The sequence below is a fragment of the Streptomyces sp. B3I8 genome (genome assembly GCF_030816915.1).
Classification (GTDB): Bacteria; Actinomycetota; Actinomycetes; order Streptomycetales; family Streptomycetaceae; genus Streptomyces.
Map to the genome: position 1 here is coordinate 3,960,727 of NZ_JAUSYN010000002.1, position 17,139 is coordinate 3,977,865.

The 17,139-nt window shown below is 67.4% G+C and carries 10 protein-coding genes and 3 rRNA genes; 10 read left to right on the forward strand and 3 right to left on the reverse strand.

Annotated elements, in window-relative coordinates; genetic code table 11:
• Positions 1–45: 45 nt before the first annotated feature.
• Entirely contained in the window at positions 46–960 is a 915-nt protein-coding gene (locus QFZ64_RS19740; protein ID WP_373430636.1) for a hypothetical protein, read from the reverse strand.
• A 41-nt stretch (positions 961–1,001) separates the two neighbouring features.
• Between QFZ64_RS19740 and QFZ64_RS19745 the strand changes: the two genes are divergently transcribed.
• The 3 genes from QFZ64_RS19745 (at position 1,002) to ilvD (ending at position 4,847) form a co-directional block, all read left to right on the forward strand.
• Positions 1,002–1,931, forward strand: a complete 930-nt coding sequence (locus tag QFZ64_RS19745; RefSeq protein WP_307067573.1) for a Ppx/GppA phosphatase family protein — start codon at positions 1,002–1,004, stop codon at positions 1,929–1,931.
• A 91-nt stretch (positions 1,932–2,022) separates the two neighbouring features.
• A complete protein-coding gene (locus QFZ64_RS19750) occupies positions 2,023–2,853 on the forward strand; it encodes a sugar phosphate isomerase/epimerase (protein WP_307067575.1) in 831 nt (276 codons plus the stop codon).
• 140 nt (positions 2,854–2,993) lie between these two features.
• On the forward strand, positions 2,994–4,847 hold the full coding sequence (gene ilvD / locus QFZ64_RS19755) for a dihydroxy-acid dehydratase (protein WP_307067577.1): 1,854 nt from the start codon (positions 2,994–2,996) through the stop codon (positions 4,845–4,847).
• 120 nt (positions 4,848–4,967) lie between these two features.
• Here the strand turns inward: ilvD and QFZ64_RS19760 are convergent, their stop codons facing one another.
• Positions 4,968–7,142 (reverse strand): serine/threonine-protein kinase, encoded by a 2,175-nt coding sequence (locus tag QFZ64_RS19760; RefSeq protein ID WP_307067579.1) that lies wholly within the window; start codon positions 7,140–7,142, stop codon positions 4,968–4,970.
• Between the two features lie 144 nt (positions 7,143–7,286).
• Here QFZ64_RS19760 and QFZ64_RS19765 point away from each other — a divergent pair, with 144 nt between their 5' ends.
• From QFZ64_RS19765 to proC, 3 genes are all read left to right on the forward strand, one after another.
• Positions 7,287–7,634 carry a peptidase gene (locus tag QFZ64_RS19765; RefSeq protein ID WP_307067580.1) on the forward strand — a complete coding sequence of 116 codons (348 nt, stop codon included), beginning with the start codon at positions 7,287–7,289 and terminating at the stop codon, positions 7,632–7,634.
• 63 nt (positions 7,635–7,697) lie between these two features.
• Positions 7,698–8,279 (forward strand): EamA/RhaT family transporter, encoded by a 582-nt coding sequence (locus QFZ64_RS19770; RefSeq protein WP_307067582.1) that lies wholly within the window; start codon positions 7,698–7,700, stop codon positions 8,277–8,279.
• A gap of 134 nt (positions 8,280–8,413) precedes the next feature.
• Positions 8,414–9,226 carry a pyrroline-5-carboxylate reductase gene (gene proC, locus QFZ64_RS19775; protein WP_307067583.1) on the forward strand — a complete coding sequence of 271 codons (813 nt, stop codon included), beginning with the start codon at positions 8,414–8,416 and terminating at the stop codon, positions 9,224–9,226.
• Positions 9,227–9,285: 59 nt separating this feature from the next.
• On the opposite strand, the gene trpS is transcribed toward proC, so the two are convergent.
• The gene (gene trpS, locus QFZ64_RS19780) at positions 9,286–10,293 is read right to left on the reverse strand and encodes a tryptophan--tRNA ligase (RefSeq protein ID WP_307067585.1); all 1,008 of its coding nucleotides are present in this window, start codon (positions 10,291–10,293) and stop codon (positions 9,286–9,288) included.
• A gap of 864 nt (positions 10,294–11,157) precedes the next feature.
• Between trpS and QFZ64_RS19785 the strand changes: the two genes are divergently transcribed.
• The 4 genes from QFZ64_RS19785 (at position 11,158) to QFZ64_RS19800 (ending at position 17,037) form a co-directional block, all read left to right on the forward strand.
• Positions 11,158–12,682 (forward strand): 16S ribosomal RNA (locus tag QFZ64_RS19785).
• A gap of 316 nt (positions 12,683–12,998) precedes the next feature.
• Positions 12,999–16,125: ribosomal RNA gene (locus QFZ64_RS19790) — 23S ribosomal RNA — on the forward strand.
• Positions 16,126–16,214: 89 nt separating this feature from the next.
• Positions 16,215–16,331, forward strand: a 5S ribosomal RNA gene (gene rrf, locus QFZ64_RS19795).
• The 16S, 23S and 5S rRNA genes sit together here, the layout of an rRNA operon.
• Positions 16,332–16,392: 61 nt before the next feature.
• Entirely contained in the window at positions 16,393–17,037 is a 645-nt protein-coding gene (locus QFZ64_RS19800) for an HAD family phosphatase (RefSeq protein ID WP_307067587.1), read from the forward strand.
• Positions 17,038–17,139: the final 102 nt, after the last annotated feature.

The window sequence follows — 17,139 nt, forward strand, 5'->3', positions numbered from 1 at the left end:
AGGGCTCAGGGGTGCGCGCAGGAGGGTGAGCTCAGGGCGATGCGCTCAGACCGCCGGGTCCACCGGGCCCGCCGACTCCACCGAAACCGACACCGACACCGACTCCACCGACACCGGATCCGCCGGATGCGGTGCCACCAGCGGCAGCCCCCGGGCCAGCCGCTCCTCGCACAGCTCGACCAGCCGGTCGTACCCGGCCTTGCCCATCAGCTCGGTCAGCTCCGCCCGGTAGGACACGTACACCGGGTCGCCCGCGCCGTGCGCCGAGGTCGCCGACGTGCACCACCAGTGCAGGTCGTGCCCGCCCGGGCCCCAGCCCCGGCGGTCGTACTCGCCGATCGACACCTGCAGCACGCGGGTGTCGTCGGGCCGGTCGATCCAGTCGTACGTGCGCCGCACCGGAAGCTGCCAGCACACGTCCGGCTTGGTCTCCAGCGGCTCGCGCCCCTCGCGCAGCGCCAGGATGTGCAGCGAGCAGCCGGCGCCGCCCGCGAAACCGGGACGGTTCTGGAAGATGCACGAGCCCTGGAACGGGCGGGTCTGCCGGGAACCCTCACCGTCCTCGCCGGTCTCCGCGACCCAGCCGCCCCGCAGCCCCTCGTCGTGGTGCTGCCAGATGTCCGGCGTGAGCCTCGCCACATGACCGGCGACGCGCTCCTCGTCCTCCTCGTCGGAGAAGTGCGCCCCCAGCGTGCAGCACCCGTCGTCGGCGCGGCCCGCCTCGATGCCCTGGCAGCCGGCGCCGAAGACGCAGTTCCAGCGCGAGGTCAGCCACGTCAGGTCGCAGCGGAAGACCTGCTCGTCGTCGGCCGGGTCGGGGAACTCCACCCACGCACGCGCGAAGTCGAGCCCCTTCTCGTCGGAGGAACCCTCGCGCACCGGCGAAGAGGCCTCACGGCCCACCGCGGCCCCGGCCTTTTTGCCCCGCTTGCCGCTCTTCGCGTTTTTCGTCTTTGGCACGCCTCCAGGGTAAGTGCCCGTCGGCAGTAGCGTTTGCGTCCATGAGACTCGGTGTCCTCGACGTGGGATCGAACACGGTCCACCTGCTGGTGGTGGACGCGCACCCCGGCGCCCGCCCGCTGCCCGCGCACTCGCACAAGGCGGAGCTACGGCTCGCCCAACTCCTCGACGACGACGGGGCGATCGGTACGGAGGGCGTCGACCGTCTGGTCGCCGTCGTCCGCGACGCCCTCCAGGCCGCAGAGGACAAGGGCGTGGAGGACCTGTTGCCCTTCGCCACCTCCGCGGTGCGCGAGGCCCGCAATGCCGACGAGGTCCTCGCCCGGGTGCGCGAGGAGACCGGCGTCGAGCTCCAGGTGCTCAGCGGCGCGGAGGAGGCGCGGCTCACGTTCCTCGCCGCCCGCCGCTGGTTCGGCTGGTCGGCGGGGAAGCTGCTGGTCCTCGACATCGGCGGCGGCTCGCTGGAGATCGCCTACGGCATCGACGAGCAGCCCGACGCCGCGGTGTCGCTGCCGCTGGGCGCGGGCCGGCTGACCGCCGGTCGGCTGCCGGGGGACCCGCCCGCCCCGGACGACGTCCGCGCGCTGCGCAAGCACGTGCGCGCGGAGATAGCGCGCACGGTCGGCGAGTTCAGCCGGTTCGGACCGCCGGACCACGTCGTGGCCACGTCCAAGACCTTCCGCCAGCTCGCCCGCATCTGCGGCGCGGCCCGCTCCGCGGAGGGTCTGTACGTGCAGCGCGAGCTGAAACGGGAGTCCCTGGAGGCGTGCGTGCCGAGGCTCGCCTCGATGACCACGCGGGAGCGCGCCGAGCTTCCCGGCGTCGCCGAGGACCGCGCCCACCAGCTCGTGGCCGGCGCGCTGGTCGCCGAGGCCGCGATGGATCTGCTCGCCGTGGAGTCCCTGGAGATCTGCCCCTGGGCGCTGCGGGAGGGCGTCATCCTGCGCAGCCTGGACCAGATGGGGACGTAGACGAAGGGCGCCCCGGACGGTGCCCCGCAGCGGGCGCCGTCACCCCGCGGGCGCCCGCACACCACCCGACCGCACCCCGTAACCTGTCCCCATGGCGGAGCCCCCCGTGCAGATCCCGGACACGGAAACGAAGGTCGCCCTGTCCACCGCCTCCGTCTACCCGGAGTCCACGGCGACGGCCTTCGAGATCGCCGCGCGCCTCGGCTACGACGGCGTCGAGGTCATGGTCTGGACCGACCCGGTCAGCCAGGACATCGAGGCGCTGCGCAGACTCAGCGACTACCACCGCATACCGATCCTCGCCGTGCACGCCCCCTGCCTGCTCATCACGCAGCGCGTGTGGTCCACCGACCCCTGGACCAAGCTGCAGCGGGCCCGCGCCGCCGCCGAGAGACTCGGGGCGAGCACGGTCGTCGTCCACCCCCCGTTCCGCTGGCAGCGTCAGTACGCGCGCGACTTCGTCGACGGCGTCTGGCGCATGGCCGACGAGACCGATGTGCGGTTCGCCGTCGAGAACATGTACCCCTGGCGGTACCGCGACCGCGAGATGCTCGCCTACGCGCCCGACTGGGACGTCACCAAGGACGACTACCGTCACTTCACGATCGACCTCAGCCACGCCGCGACCGCCCGCACCGACACCCTGGCCATGCTCGACCGCATGGGCGACCGCCTCGGACACGTCCACCTCGCCGACGGCAAGGGCTCGGCGAAGGACGAGCACCTGGTGCCCGGCCGCGGCGGACAGCCGTGCGCGGAGGTGCTCGAACACCTCGCGCGCACCGGGTTCGGCGGCCACGTCGTGATCGAGGTCAACACCCGCCGCGCCATGTCCGCCGCCGAGCGCGAGGCGGACCTGGCGGAGGCCCTGGCCTTCACCCGCCTCCACCTGGCCTCGACCGCGGACCTGCCGCGCGGGTGACGCTCCGCAGCAGTGGGTGACGCTCCAGGTCAGTGCGGTGGCCGAGACACGCATCCCGCATTCCGGACAACCCGTCCCGGCACCTGGATGACCGGCGTACGCTCGACCGCAGTCATAACTCTCCGAAGGAGCGAGCGACGATGCCCGAGCTGAGGTCCCGCACAGTCACCCACGGCCGCAACATGGCGGGCGCCCGCGCCCTTATGCGTGCCTCCGGTGTACCCGGCGCGGACATCGGCCGTAAGCCGATCATCGCGGTCGCCAACTCCTTCACGGAGTTCGTGCCGGGGCACACCCACCTCCAGCCGGTCGGCCGGATCGTCTCCGAGGCGATCAGCGCGGCCGGCGGCATCCCGCGCGAGTTCAACACGATCGCCGTCGACGACGGCATCGCGATGGGCCACGGCGGCATGCTCTACAGCCTGCCCTCGCGCGACCTGATCGCCGACAGCGTGGAGTACATGGTCGAGGCGCACTGCGCCGACGCCCTGGTCTGCATCTCCAACTGCGACAAGATCACCCCGGGCATGCTGATGGCCGCACTGCGCCTGAACATCCCGACGGTCTTCGTCTCCGGCGGCCCGATGGAGTCCGGCCGCGCCACCCTGGTCGACGGCACGGTCCGCACGCTCGACCTGGTCGACGCGATCTCCGACGCCGTCAACGACAAGATCTCCGACGCGGACATCCTCCGTATCGAGGAGAACGCCTGTCCGACCTGCGGCTCGTGTTCCGGCATGTTCACCGCCAACTCGATGAACTGCCTGACCGAGGCCATCGGCCTCTCCCTCCCCGGCAACGGCTCCGTCCTCGCCACCCACACGGCCCGCAAGGCGCTGTACGAGAACGCCGCCCGCACGGTGATGGACATCACCCGTCGCTACTACGAGCAGGACGACGACACGGTCCTGCCGCGCAACGTCGCCACGTTCGCCGCGTTCGAGAACGCCATGGCGCTCGACATCGCGATGGGCGGCTCCACCAACACGATCCTGCACCTGCTCGCCGCCGCCCAGGAGGCGGGCGTCGAGTTCGGCCTGGAGCAGATCGACGCCGTCTCGCGCCGCGTGCCGTGCCTGGCCAAGGTCGCCCCGAACGTCGCCAAGGACCGTACGTACTACATGGAGGACGTGCACCGCGCCGGCGGCATCCCCGCCCTCCTCGGCGAACTGCACCGCGCGGGCCTGCTCAACGAGGACGTGCACTCGGTGCACAGCCCCTCGCTCTCCGACTGGCTGAAGACCTGGGACGTGCGCGGCGGCTCCCCGTCCCCCGAGGCGGTCGAGCTGTGGCACGCGGCCCCCGGCTGCGTCCGCTCCGCCGAGGCCTTCTCGCAGTCCGAGCGCTGGGAGGCGCTGGACACCGACGCCGAGGGCGGCTGCATCCGCTCCGCCGACCACGCCTACTCCAAGGACGGCGGCCTGGCGGTCCTGCGCGGCAACCTCGCGGTGGACGGCTGCGTGGTGAAGACGGCAGGCGTCGACGAGTCCATCTGGACCTTCGAAGGCCCCGCGGTGGTCTGCGACTCCCAGGAGGAGGCCGTCGAGAAGATCCTCACCAAGACCATCAAGGACGGCGACGTCGTCGTCATCCGCTACGAGGGCCCCAAGGGCGGCCCCGGCATGCAGGAGATGCTCTACCCGACCTCGTACCTCAAGGGCCGGGGCCTGGGGAAGACCTGCGCGCTGGTCACCGACGGCCGCTTCTCCGGCGGCACGTCCGGCCTGTCCATCGGCCACGCCTCGCCCGAGGCGGCGTCCGGCGGCACGATCGCGCTCGTCGAGGACGGCGACCGCATCCGCATCGACATCCCCGGCCGCACGATCGAACTCCTCGTCGACGAGGCGGAACTCGCCCGCCGCGCCGAGGCCCTCGACGGCACCTACGCGCCCCGCAACCGCACCCGCAAGGTCTCCACAGCCCTCCGCGCCTACGCCGCCATGGCCACAAGCGCCGACAAGGGCGCAGTCCGCGACGTCACCAAGCTGGGCTGACCAGGCACCCGGGGTCCAAGGGGCGGGAGCCCTTGAAGGGACGGGAACCCCTTGAAGGGACGGGAAGGGTAGGGGCGGCGGGGGCGAAGAAACCCCACCCGAACCCCACCCTCCCCACCCTCACCACCCGGAGGGATCCCGCACGCCCACCCCGAACACCACCCCGTCCGGCGCCGCACCCACCACCCGCCCCCCACTGACCACCGGCACCGCCAAAGCCCCCGGCAGGGCCCCCCGCGCACCCCCCATCCGCACCCCCGTCTGCCCCAGCACGACGCCCCGCTCCGCGTCCACCGCCAGCAGCCGCCCGTCCGCCGCCATGAAGCACAGCCGCCCCCCGGCCACCACGGGCGCGGACGCCAGACTCACGGACGTCTCCGACCGCCACTTCTGCCGGCCGGTCCCCTTCGTCTCGACGGCCACCACCGCGCCCCCACTGGCCAGTAGATACACCGTCTCCCCGTGCACCACCACCTGCGCCCCGGGCAACGGATACCGCAACTCCACCCGGCGCACATCCCCGCTCGCGCCGTCGTACCGCACCACCGCGTCCGTGTACGACGAGGCATCCGTGGAGGTGAACCACACCACCCCGCCCCGCGCCCCGACGACGGTCAACGCCCCGTCCATCCGCCGTCGCGCCCGCACGGCCCCGGTCCGCGGGTCCACGGCGGTCACCGTCGTCCCGTCCGGATCCGCGCTCTGTGTCACGTAGGCGAGCCCGTCCCCGAACACCCGGAACGCGGGCAACGACAACCCCGGTACCGAGTGCCGCCACTTCACCGCTCCGGTCGCCGAGTCCAGCGCGGTCACCTCCGAGTCGTCGCCGGTGAGCAGGACGACACCGCCCGCGTGCGCGATCCGCCCCGCGTACCGGGTGGTGTCCCGGCTCCAGCGCGTCCGGCCGGTCGCGGGGTCGAGGGCGGTCAGCCGTTTCCCACCCGCGTCGACGACGTGCAGCAGCCCGCCGGACAGCACCGGGGTCCCCGCGCCCGCGCCGGCCCCGCCCGCGCGCACCCACAGGGTGTGCCCGTCGTCGGGGTCGACGGCGGCGGCCAGTACCCCGTCCCGCGTGCAGTACAGCCGCCCGTCTCCCGCCACGCAGTGCGCCATGCCGCTCGCCGTGACTCCGGGGGCACGCAACCGGACGGCCCACGGCCGGACCGCGGCCGCCGCGGAGGCCGTGCCCCGGCTCTCGCCGTGCTCACCGGCCCCGGAACCGACCAGCACACCGACACCGCCACCGACGACGGCGAGCACCACGGCGACGGCACCCCCCACCACCCACGACCGCCTCCGCGACCACCCCGCCGATCGCCCACGCCCCTCCGCACGGCCCCCGGCAGAACCCTGGAGGGGGTCCTCGCCGAGGTCCTCGCCGAAATCCCCGGCGAGAGGCTCGACCCCCGCGGCCTCCAGGCCGGACACCTCCCGCTGCGCGGGTATGAACGCCTGCGTGTCGTACGAGGCGGACACCGACCGCAGTGCCGTCATCACCTCGTCCGGCGTCGGCCGGTCCTCCGGCTCCTTGGCCAGGCAGCGCGCGACGAGCCCTGCGAGGTCGTCCGGCAGCCCTGTCAAGTCTGCCTCGTCGTGCACGACTTGATATGCCACGAGGTACGGACTGTCGGAGTGGAACGGCCCCCGGCCCGTCGCCGCGTGCACCAGCACGGACCCCAGCGCGAAGATGTCCGCGGCCGGTCCCACCTCCCGCGGCCTGCGGAACTGCTCCGGTGCCATGAACGGCGGCGTGCCGATCAACTTGCCCGTCTCCGTGCGCAGTTCACTGTCCGAGGGCCGGGAGATGCCGAAGTCGATGACCTTGGGCCCGTCCTCGGCGAGCAGGACGTTGCTCGGCTTGAGATCGCGGTGCACGACACCGACGCGGTGGATGTCCCGCAGCGCCTCGGCCAGTCCCGCCATCAGCCGACGCAGCCGCGCCGGGGGCAGCGCGCCGTTCCGCTTCACATGCTCGGCGAGTGTGGGCCCGGGGATGTAGAGGGTCGCCATCCACGGCCGCTCGGCCTCCGGATCCGCGTCGACGACGGACGCCGTGAACGCGCCGCTGACCCGTCGCGCGGCCGCGATCTCCTGCCGGAACCGCCCCCTGAACTCGGGGTCCTGGGCGAACTGGGCGTGCACCACCTTCACCGCGAGGCGCAGCCCCGAGGCGGACCGGGCGAGGTGGACGACACCCATGCCACCGGAGCCCAGCTCCGCCTCCAGCCGGTACTGCCCGGCGTAGACCGGATGCTCCGCTTCCGGTTCGGTACCGGCGTTGCGCCGTGGCGGCATCAGTCACCCCCGTGCCTCGCGTCCGCATGCACGACGCGCCGAGCCTAGTCGATGCCACGTACGAATCCCGTGGGGCTTGCTAGCCTCGGCGGCGCCAGAGCGATTGGCGTGAAACATTCTCAACTCACGTACGGGGGAGGCCACATGGCCACGGAAGAGATCACACCGGAGAGCGCACCGACAGCGCCGCCCGAACTCCTCGTCGAACCTTTGGGCGAGGCGGTGGCGTCGACGGCGGCGGCGACCAAGTTGTACCCGATCGCCCCCGGAGTCGAGCTGCACGTCCGCAGCGGACCGGGCGTGAACTACAGCATCGTCAAGACACTGCGCGCCGGCTCGAGCGTCCCGATCATCTGCCAGAGTTCGGGCGACTCGGTGAGCGGCTACTACGGCACGTCGAAGATCTGGGACTGCATCGGCAACGCGCAGTTCGTCTCCGACGCCTACGTCAAGACGGACAGCGACGGCTACGTCGCCCCACGCTGCTCCTGAGCCCGGCCCCTGCCCGCCCCTCCCACCACGAGGGACGGGCAGGGGCGGAGCGATAATCGACCGGTGAGCGAACGAAACGGGCGGAACGAACGCGTGCACGGGCAGACCGCCGGCAAGAGCGACGGAACACCCCCGGACGACCGGACCGGCGGAGACACCCCCCACTCCGGCGGCGGCCCCCGCCCCGAGCCCCTCCGCTTCTTCGGCACCACCTGGGTCGACCACGACGCCGGCCCCCGCGGCTACGCCGCCCGCCGCGCCGGCGTGTCCGTCGGCTCGCTCGCGGCGGCCGCCCTCGGCAGCTTCGTCCTGCGCTTCGCCTACGACGGCCTGCGCATCGCCGACGTCGGCAGCCTGGTGAGCGTGCTGATGGTCGTGATGTTCGCGATCTGCAGCGCGCTCGCGTTCGGTCACACCTGGGGCTCCTTCACCCGCCGCCCCGACCCCGACCGCCAGGCGTCGCTCCGGGGTTTGCTGGCCATCGGCTTCATCGGCTCCCTCCTGGCCTACTTCGTCCGCTCCCTGAAGGAAGCACCGGGCGAGTCGCTGCACCGCGAGGAGTACGAGGCCGCCCGCGCCCGCCACCAGAAGCGCTCGACCCGCCGCACCGGCAACCCCTCCCGCAGACGCCGGGGCAAGGCATAGGCGCGAGCGCCCCCTTGGGCGCCGTCGCCCGTCCGCCCACCGGACACCCACCCCCACCCCGCACCCCCGGTGCAAAGATGCCCAAAGACCCCGAAGACGATGACGCGTCGCACCCCCGGAGGGCACCCCACGCCATGACCCAGAAAGTCGCAGTCCTCGGCACCGGCAAGATCGGCGAAGCCCTGCTCAGCGGGATGATCCGGGCCGGCTGGACCCCCGCGGACCTCCTCGTCACCACCCGCCGCACCGAGCGCGCGGACCACCTCCGCACCCGTTACGGCGTCACCCCCGTCACCAACGCCGAAGCCGCCAAGACCGCGGACACCCTCATCCTCACGGTCAAACCGCAGGACATGGGCACCCTCCTCACCGAACTGGCCCCCCACACCCCCGCCGACCGCCTGGTCATCAGCGGCGCCGCCGGCATCACCACCGCCTCCCTCGAGGACCGCCTCACCCCCGGCACCCCGGTCGTCCGCGTCATGACGAACACCCCCGCCCTGGTCGACGAGGCGATGTCCGTCATCTCCCCCGGCACCCACGCCACCCCCGCCCACGTGGCCCACGCCGAGGAGATCTTCGGCGCCGTCGGCAAGACCCTCCAGGTACCCGAGTCGCAGCAGGACGCCTGTACCGCCCTCTCCGGCTCCGGCCCGGCGTACTTCTTCTACCTCGTCGAGGCCATGACGGACGCCGGCATCCTCCTCGGCCTGCCCCGCGACAAGGCACACGACCTCATCGTCCAGTCCGCGATCGGCGCGGCCACGATGCTCCGCGACAGCGGCGAACACCCCGTGAAGCTCCGCGAGAACGTCACGTCCCCCGCCGGCACCACGATCAGCGCGATCCGCGAACTCGAGAACCACGGCGTCCGCGCCGCCCTGATCGCGGCCCTGGAGGCCGCCCGCGACCGCAGCCGCGAACTGGCCTCCGGCACCAACAACTGACCGACGCCACCGCCCCGGACCGGTGCCGTACCCGAGCGGCACCGGTCCGGGGCGGGCGTTCACCCCGCGGGCAGCAACCCGATCGCCCGGTACGCCGCGTCGACCCGGGGCCGGGCCACCTCCCGGGCCCGCTCGGCCCCCACCCGCAGCACCCCCTCCACGTACGCCGGATCCGCGCACAGCTCCCGATGCCGCTCCCGCACCGGCCGCAACACCTCGACCACCGCCTCCGCGACATCCCGCTTCAACGCCCCGTACGAGTCGTACGCCGCCGCCAGCTTCTCCGGCTCCCCGTCCGCACCGCCCGTGCACGCCGTGAGGATCTCCAGCAGATTGGCGATCCCCGGCCGTTCCTCCCGGTCGTACACCACGTCCCGCCCACTGTCGGTGACCGCCCGCGCGACCTTCTTCCGCACGACCTCCGGCTCGTCCAGCAGATAGACGACACCCGGCCCCACGTCGTCGCTCTTGCCCATCTTCACCGTCGGGTCCTGCAGACTCATCACCCGCGCGGCGACCTGTGGCCGCACCGTTCTCGGCACCACGAACGTGTGCCCGTACCGCTGGTTGAACCGCACCGCGAGATCCCGCGCCAGCTCGACGTGCTGCGCCTGGTCGTCCCCCACCGGCACGTCGTCCGTCCCGTACGCCAGGATGTCCGCCGCCATCAGCACGGGGTACGTCAGCAGCGACAGCCGCACACTGCCGCCCCGCGCCCGCTCCCGCACGGACTTCTCCTTGTACTGGATCATCCGCCGCATCTCGCCGTCCGTCGCGACGCATTCGAGCAGGTACGACAGCCGGGCGTGCTCATCCACATGACTCTGGACGAACACCGTGCACAGCGCCGGGTCGAGCCCCGCCGCCAGCAGCAGCGTCGCCGCCTGCCGACTGAGCCGGCGCACCCGCGCCGGATCGTGGTCCACGGTCAGCGCGTGCAGATCGACGACGCAGAACAACGCGTCGGCCGCATGCTGATCCACCTCGGCCCACCGCCGTACGGCGCCCAGGTAGTTCCCCAGTGTCAGATGCCCTGTCGGCTTGACCCCGCTGAAGATCCTCGCCATCTCTCCTGCCTCCTGGTCGAGGCCGCCGCACCGGCGGGCCGACCCCCGGGAGGGGAGAAACGAGAACGGCCGCCGAAGCGGCGGCCGTGGTTCGCGCACGTGGGTCGGCCGCCGTCAGGCGGCCCACCAGAGCTGGCTACACGTGCGCGAGGTCATGAGGACGAGAGTACGCCCACCGGCGCCCGCATGGCCCCGTACAGCACGGAGTTGACAGGCCCAGGGGCGATCCGTAATGTACTCCGGGCTGTCCGAACGTGAGCGCCGCCCTCGGGCCGGTCCCCGGACAGCCATTCCGCAAGTACCTGTCGATCCTCGGCGAAACGTCGCTGTCACGGCGTCGTCGTCATTACTTCGGTATGCGTGCGTGCGAAATGAGGATTCCGTGTCCGCACAGGACACCGGCCCCGATTGGCTTCGGGAGCGGGGAATCCGCTAAGGTCTCACCAGTCGGAACGGCCCAACGGCCGGGAAGACAACCCCTCCTGACTGGGGATCGGATCGAAAAAGGATCTGATAAAGTCGGAACCGCCGGAAAGGGAAACGCGGAAGCGGGAACCTGGAAAGCACCGAGGAAATCGGACAGCGAAAACGTCTGATAGAGTCGGAAACGCAAGACCGAAGGGAAGCGCCCGGAGGAAAGCCTGAGAGAGTCTCTCGGGTGAGTACAAAGGAAGCGTCCGTTCCTTGAGAACTCAACAGCGTGCCAAAAGTCAACGCCAGATATGTTGATACCCCGACCTGGTCGGTTTCCGATCGGGTTGAGGTTCCTTTGAAGAAGAACACAGCGAGGACGCTGTGAACGGCTGGGCTTATTCCGCCCGGCTGTTCCGCTCTCGTGTGTGTTACCGGGATGACCCGGAAGCATTCACGGAGAGTTTGATCCTGGCTCAGGACGAACGCTGGCGGCGTGCTTAACACATGCAAGTCGAACGATGAACCACTTCGGTGGGGATTAGTGGCGAACGGGTGAGTAACACGTGGGCAATCTGCCCTTCACTCTGGGACAAGCCCTGGAAACGGGGTCTAATACCGGATAACACTTCCACTCTCCTGAGTGGTGGTTAAAAGCTCCGGCGGTGAAGGATGAGCCCGCGGCCTATCAGCTTGTTGGTGAGGTAATGGCTCACCAAGGCGACGACGGGTAGCCGGCCTGAGAGGGCGACCGGCCACACTGGGACTGAGACACGGCCCAGACTCCTACGGGAGGCAGCAGTGGGGAATATTGCACAATGGGCGAAAGCCTGATGCAGCGACGCCGCGTGAGGGATGACGGCCTTCGGGTTGTAAACCTCTTTCAGCAGGGAAGAAGCGAAAGTGACGGTACCTGCAGAAGAAGCGCCGGCTAACTACGTGCCAGCAGCCGCGGTAATACGTAGGGCGCAAGCGTTGTCCGGAATTATTGGGCGTAAAGAGCTCGTAGGCGGCTTGTCACGTCGGGTGTGAAAGCCCGGGGCTTAACCCCGGGTCTGCATTCGATACGGGCTAGCTAGAGTGTGGTAGGGGAGATCGGAATTCCTGGTGTAGCGGTGAAATGCGCAGATATCAGGAGGAACACCGGTGGCGAAGGCGGATCTCTGGGCCATTACTGACGCTGAGGAGCGAAAGCGTGGGGAGCGAACAGGATTAGATACCCTGGTAGTCCACGCCGTAAACGGTGGGAACTAGGTGTTGGCGACATTCCACGTCGTCGGTGCCGCAGCTAACGCATTAAGTTCCCCGCCTGGGGAGTACGGCCGCAAGGCTAAAACTCAAAGGAATTGACGGGGGCCCGCACAAGCAGCGGAGCATGTGGCTTAATTCGACGCAACGCGAAGAACCTTACCAAGGCTTGACATACACCGGAAAGCATTAGAGATAGTGCCCCCCTTGTGGTCGGTGTACAGGTGGTGCATGGCTGTCGTCAGCTCGTGTCGTGAGATGTTGGGTTAAGTCCCGCAACGAGCGCAACCCTTGTCCCGTGTTGCCAGCAAGCCCTTCGGGGTGTTGGGGACTCACGGGAGACCGCCGGGGTCAACTCGGAGGAAGGTGGGGACGACGTCAAGTCATCATGCCCCTTATGTCTTGGGCTGCACACGTGCTACAATGGCCGGTACAATGAGCTGCGATACCGTGAGGTGGAGCGAATCTCAAAAAGCCGGTCTCAGTTCGGATTGGGGTCTGCAACTCGACCCCATGAAGTCGGAGTTGCTAGTAATCGCAGATCAGCATTGCTGCGGTGAATACGTTCCCGGGCCTTGTACACACCGCCCGTCACGTCACGAAAGTCGGTAACACCCGAAGCCCGTGGCCCAACCCGCAAGGGAGGGAGCGGTCGAAGGTGGGACTGGCGATTGGGACGAAGTCGTAACAAGGTAGCCGTACCGGAAGGTGCGGCTGGATCACCTCCTTTCTAAGGAGCACTTCTTGGCTGCTTCGGCAGTCCAGAGGCCAGTACATCGGCGTACGTCCGGTGCTGGTTGCTCATGGGTGGAACGTTGACTATTCGGCCGGGTTTCCGGCGTCGGAGGCTGCTAGTACTGCTCTTCGGAGTGTGGAACGCGTGATCTCCGGGCGGGGTCTGGTCGGGCATGCTGTTGGGTGTCTGAGGGCACGGCCGTGAGGCTGGGTCTTCGGGTTGCCGGCCCCAGTGCACTCGGGATGTTGTTCCCGGGGTGATGGGTGGTTGGTCGTTGTTTGAGAACTGCACAGTGGACGCGAGCATCTGTGGCCAAGTTTTTAAGGGCGCACGGTGGATGCCTTGGCACCAGGAACCGATGAAGGACGTGGGAGGCCACGATAGGCCCCGGGGAGTCGTCAACCAGGCTTTGATCCGGGGGTGTCCGAATGGGGAAACCCGGCAGTCGTCATGGGCTGTCACCCTTGCCTGAACACATAGGGCAAGTGGAGGGAACGCGGGGAAGTGAAACATCTCAGTACCCGCAGGAAGAGAAAACAACCGTGATTCCGGGAGTAGTGGCGAGCGAAACCGGATGAGGCCAAACCTATGGCGTGTGAGACCCGGCAGGGGTTGCGTTGTGGGGGTTGTGGGATCTCTCTTCTGTCGTCTGCCGGCGACAGGACGAGTCAGAAACCGTTGATGTAGGCGAAGGACATGCGAAAGGTCCGGCGTAGAGGGTAAGACCCCCGTAGTCGAAACATTAGCGGCTCGTTTGAGAGACACCCAAGTAGCACGGGGCCCGAGAAATCCCGTGTGAATCTGGCGGGACCACCCGCTAAGCCTAAATATTCCCTGGTGACCGATAGCGGATAGTACCGTGAGGGAATGGTGAAAAGTACCGCGGGAGCGGAGTGAAATAGTACCTGAAACCGTGTGCCTACAAGCCGTGGGAGCGTCGCGTTGAGTGCTTGCACTCAACGTCGTGACTGCGTGCCTTTTGAAGAATGAGCCTGCGAGTTTGCGGTGTGTTGCGAGGTTAACCCGTTGTGGGGTAGCCGTAGCGAAAGCGAGTCCGAACAGGGCGGTTGAGTAGCACGCTCAAGACCCGAAGCGGAGTGATCTAGCCATGGGCAGGTTGAAGCGGCTGTAAGAGGTCGTGGAGGACCGAACCCACCAGGGTTGAAAACCTGGGGGATGACCTGTGGTTAGGGGTGAAAGGCCAATCAAACTCCGTGATAGCTGGTTCTCCCCGAAATGCATTTAGGTGCAGCGTCGTGTGTTTCTTGCCGGAGGTAGAGCACTGGATAGGCGATGGGCCCTACCGGGTTACTGACCTTAGCCAAACTCCGAATGCCGGTAAGTGAGAGCGCGGCAGTGAGACTGTGGGGGATAAGCTCCATGGTCGAGAGGGAAACAGCCCAGAGCATCGACTAAGGCCCCTAAGCGTACGCTAAGTGGGAAAGGATGTGGAGTCGCAGAGACAACCAGGAGGTTGGCTTAGAAGCAGCCACCCTTGAAAGAGTGCGTAATAGCTCACTGGTCTAGTGATTCCGCGCCGACAATGTAGCGGGGCTCAAGCGTACCGCCGAAGTCGTGTCATTGCAGCATGTACTCCCAACGGAGGCTGTGATGGGTAGGGGAGCGTCGTCTGCCGGGTGAAGCAGCCGTGGAAGCGAGTTGTGGACGGTTGACGAGTGAGAATGCAGGCATGAGTAGCGATTCACACGTGGGAAACGTGTGCGCCGATTGACTAAGGGTTCCTGGGTCAAGCTGATCTGCCCAGGGTAAGTCGGGACCTAAGGCGAGGCCGACAGGCGTAGTCGATGGATAACCGGTTGATATTCCGGTACCCGCTGTGAAGCGTCAAACATCGAGCATCGTGATGCTAAGGCCGTGAAACCGCCGGGTGCGTCTTCGGACAATCTCGGAGTGGTGGAGCCGCCGGCCCAAGCGGTTAGTAGGTGAGTGATGGGGTGACGCAGGAAGGTAGTCCATCCCGGGCGGTGGTTGTCCCGGGGTAAGGGTGTAGGCCGGACGGTAGGTAAATCCGCCGTTCATGGAGGCTGAGACCTGATGCCGAGCCGATTGTGGTGAAGTGGATGATCCTATGCTGTCGAGAAAAGCCTCTAGCGAGTTTCATGGCGGCCCGTACCCTAAACCGACTCAGGTGGTCTGGTAGAGAATACCGAGGCGTTCGGGTGAACTATGGTTAAGGAACTCGGCAAAATGCCCCCGTAACTTCGGGAGAAGGGGGGCCATGTCTGGTGAGGGGACTTGCTCCTTGAGCTGGGTGTGGCCGCAGAGACCAGCGAGAAGCGACTGTTTACTAAAAACACAGGTCCGTGCGAAGCCGTAAGGCGATGTATACGGACTGACGCCTGCCCGGTGCTGGAACGTTAAGGGGACCGGTTAGTCATCTTTCGGGGTGGCGAAGCTGAGAACTTAAGCGCCAGTAAACGGCGGTGGTAACTATAACCATCCTAAGGTAGCGAAATTCCTTGTCGGGTAAGTTCCGACCTGCACGAATGGCGTAACGACTTCTCGACTGTCTCAACCATAGGCCCGGTGAAATTGCACTACGAGTAAAGATGCTCGTTTCGCGCAGCAGGACGGAAAGACCCCGGGACCTTTACTACAGTTTGATATTGGTGTTCGGTTCGGCTTGTGTAGGATAGCTGGGAGACTGTGAAGCTCGGACGCCAGTTCGGGTGGAGTCGTCGTTGAAATACCAGTCTGGTCGTGCTGGATGTCTAACCTGGGTCCGTGATCCGGATCAGGGACAGTGTCTGATGGGTAGTTTAACTGGGGCGGTTGCCTCCTAAAGGGTAACGGAGGCGCCCAAAGGTTCCCTCAGCCTGGTTGGTAATCAGGTGGTGAGTGTAAGTGCACAAGGGAGCTTGACTGTGAGACCGACGGGTCGAGCAGGGACGAAAGTCGGGACTAGTGATCCGGCGGTGGCTTGTGGAAGCGCCGTCGCTCAACGGATAAAAGGTACCCCGGGGATAACAGGCTGATCTTCCCCAAGAGTCCATATCGACGGGATGGTTTGGCACCTCGATGTCGGCTCGTCGCATCCTGGGGCTGGAGTCGGTCCCAAGGGTTGGGCTGTTCGCCCATTAAAGCGGTACGCGAGCTGGGTTTAGAACGTCGTGAGACAGTTCGGTCCCTATCCGCTGCGCGCGTAGGAGTCTTGAGAAGGGCTGTCCCTAGTACGAGAGGACCGGGACGGACGAACCTCTGGTGTGCCAGTTGTTCTGCCAAGGGCATGGCTGGTTGGCTACGTTCGGGAGGGATAACCGCTGAAAGCATCTAAGCGGGAAGCCTGCTTCGAGATGAGGACTCCCACCCACTTGATGGGGTAAGGCTCCCAGTAGACGACTGGGTTGATAGGCCGGATCTGGAAGCACCGTGAGGTGTGGAGGTGACCGGTACTAATAGGCCGAGGGCTTGTCCTCAGTTGCTCGCGTCCACTGTGTTGGTTCTGAAACCACGAACGATCAGGCCGTGTTTGGTCACCGGTTGCTGGTTGTGTGTTTCATAGTGTTTCGGTGGTCATAGCGTAGGGGAAACGCCCGGTTACATTCCGAACCCGGAAGCTAAGCCTTACAGCGCCGATGGTACTGCAGGGGGGACCCTGTGGGAGAGTAGGACACCGCCGAACAATTATTGTGGGAAACCCCGCACCTCATGGTGCGGGGTTTTCTGCGTTTAGGGTGGCGTACATGCGCTATGACCTCGTCATCTTCGACAACGACGGTGTTCTCGTCGACAGTGAGCCCCTTTCCAACACACTTCTCGCCGCTTATCTCACCGAGCTGGGGCACCCCACCACCTACGAGGATTCACTGCGCGACTACATGGGAGCCGCGATGCACCGGGTGCACGACCTCGTCGAGGAGCGGACCGGGCAGCGGCTGCCCAAGGACTTCGACGACGTATTCCACGCGCGCGTGTTCGCCGCGTTCGAACGCGAGTTGCGGCCGGTGGCCGGCGTGGACGCCGTGCTGGGCAGGCTGGCGGCGGACGGGGTGCCGTACTGCGTGGCCTCGTCCGGGAGTCACGAGCGGATCCGGGTGGGGCACCGGGCGGCCGGGCTCGACCGGTTCTTCGACGAGGGCAGGATCTTCTCCTCGCAGGACGTGGGCCGGGGGAAGCCGGCGCCGGACCTCTTCCTGTACGCCGCCGAGCGGATGGGGGTGCCGGTGGAGCGGTGCGCGGTCGTGGAGGACAGTCCGCTCGGGGTGCGGGCGGCCGTCGCGGCCGGGATGGACGTGTACGGGTTCACCGCGATGACGCCGCCCGAGCGGCTCGGCGAGGCCACGCGACTGTTCGGGGAGATGGGGGAGCTGCTCGACCTGCTGCGATGAGCCGGAGGGTGACCCTGCCCATGGTCGGGGGCTGACATTTGTCATGCGGAGCTCCGGACGAACGTTTCTGTCGGCCCAAGGGGCCCCGGCGCGAAGCTTTAC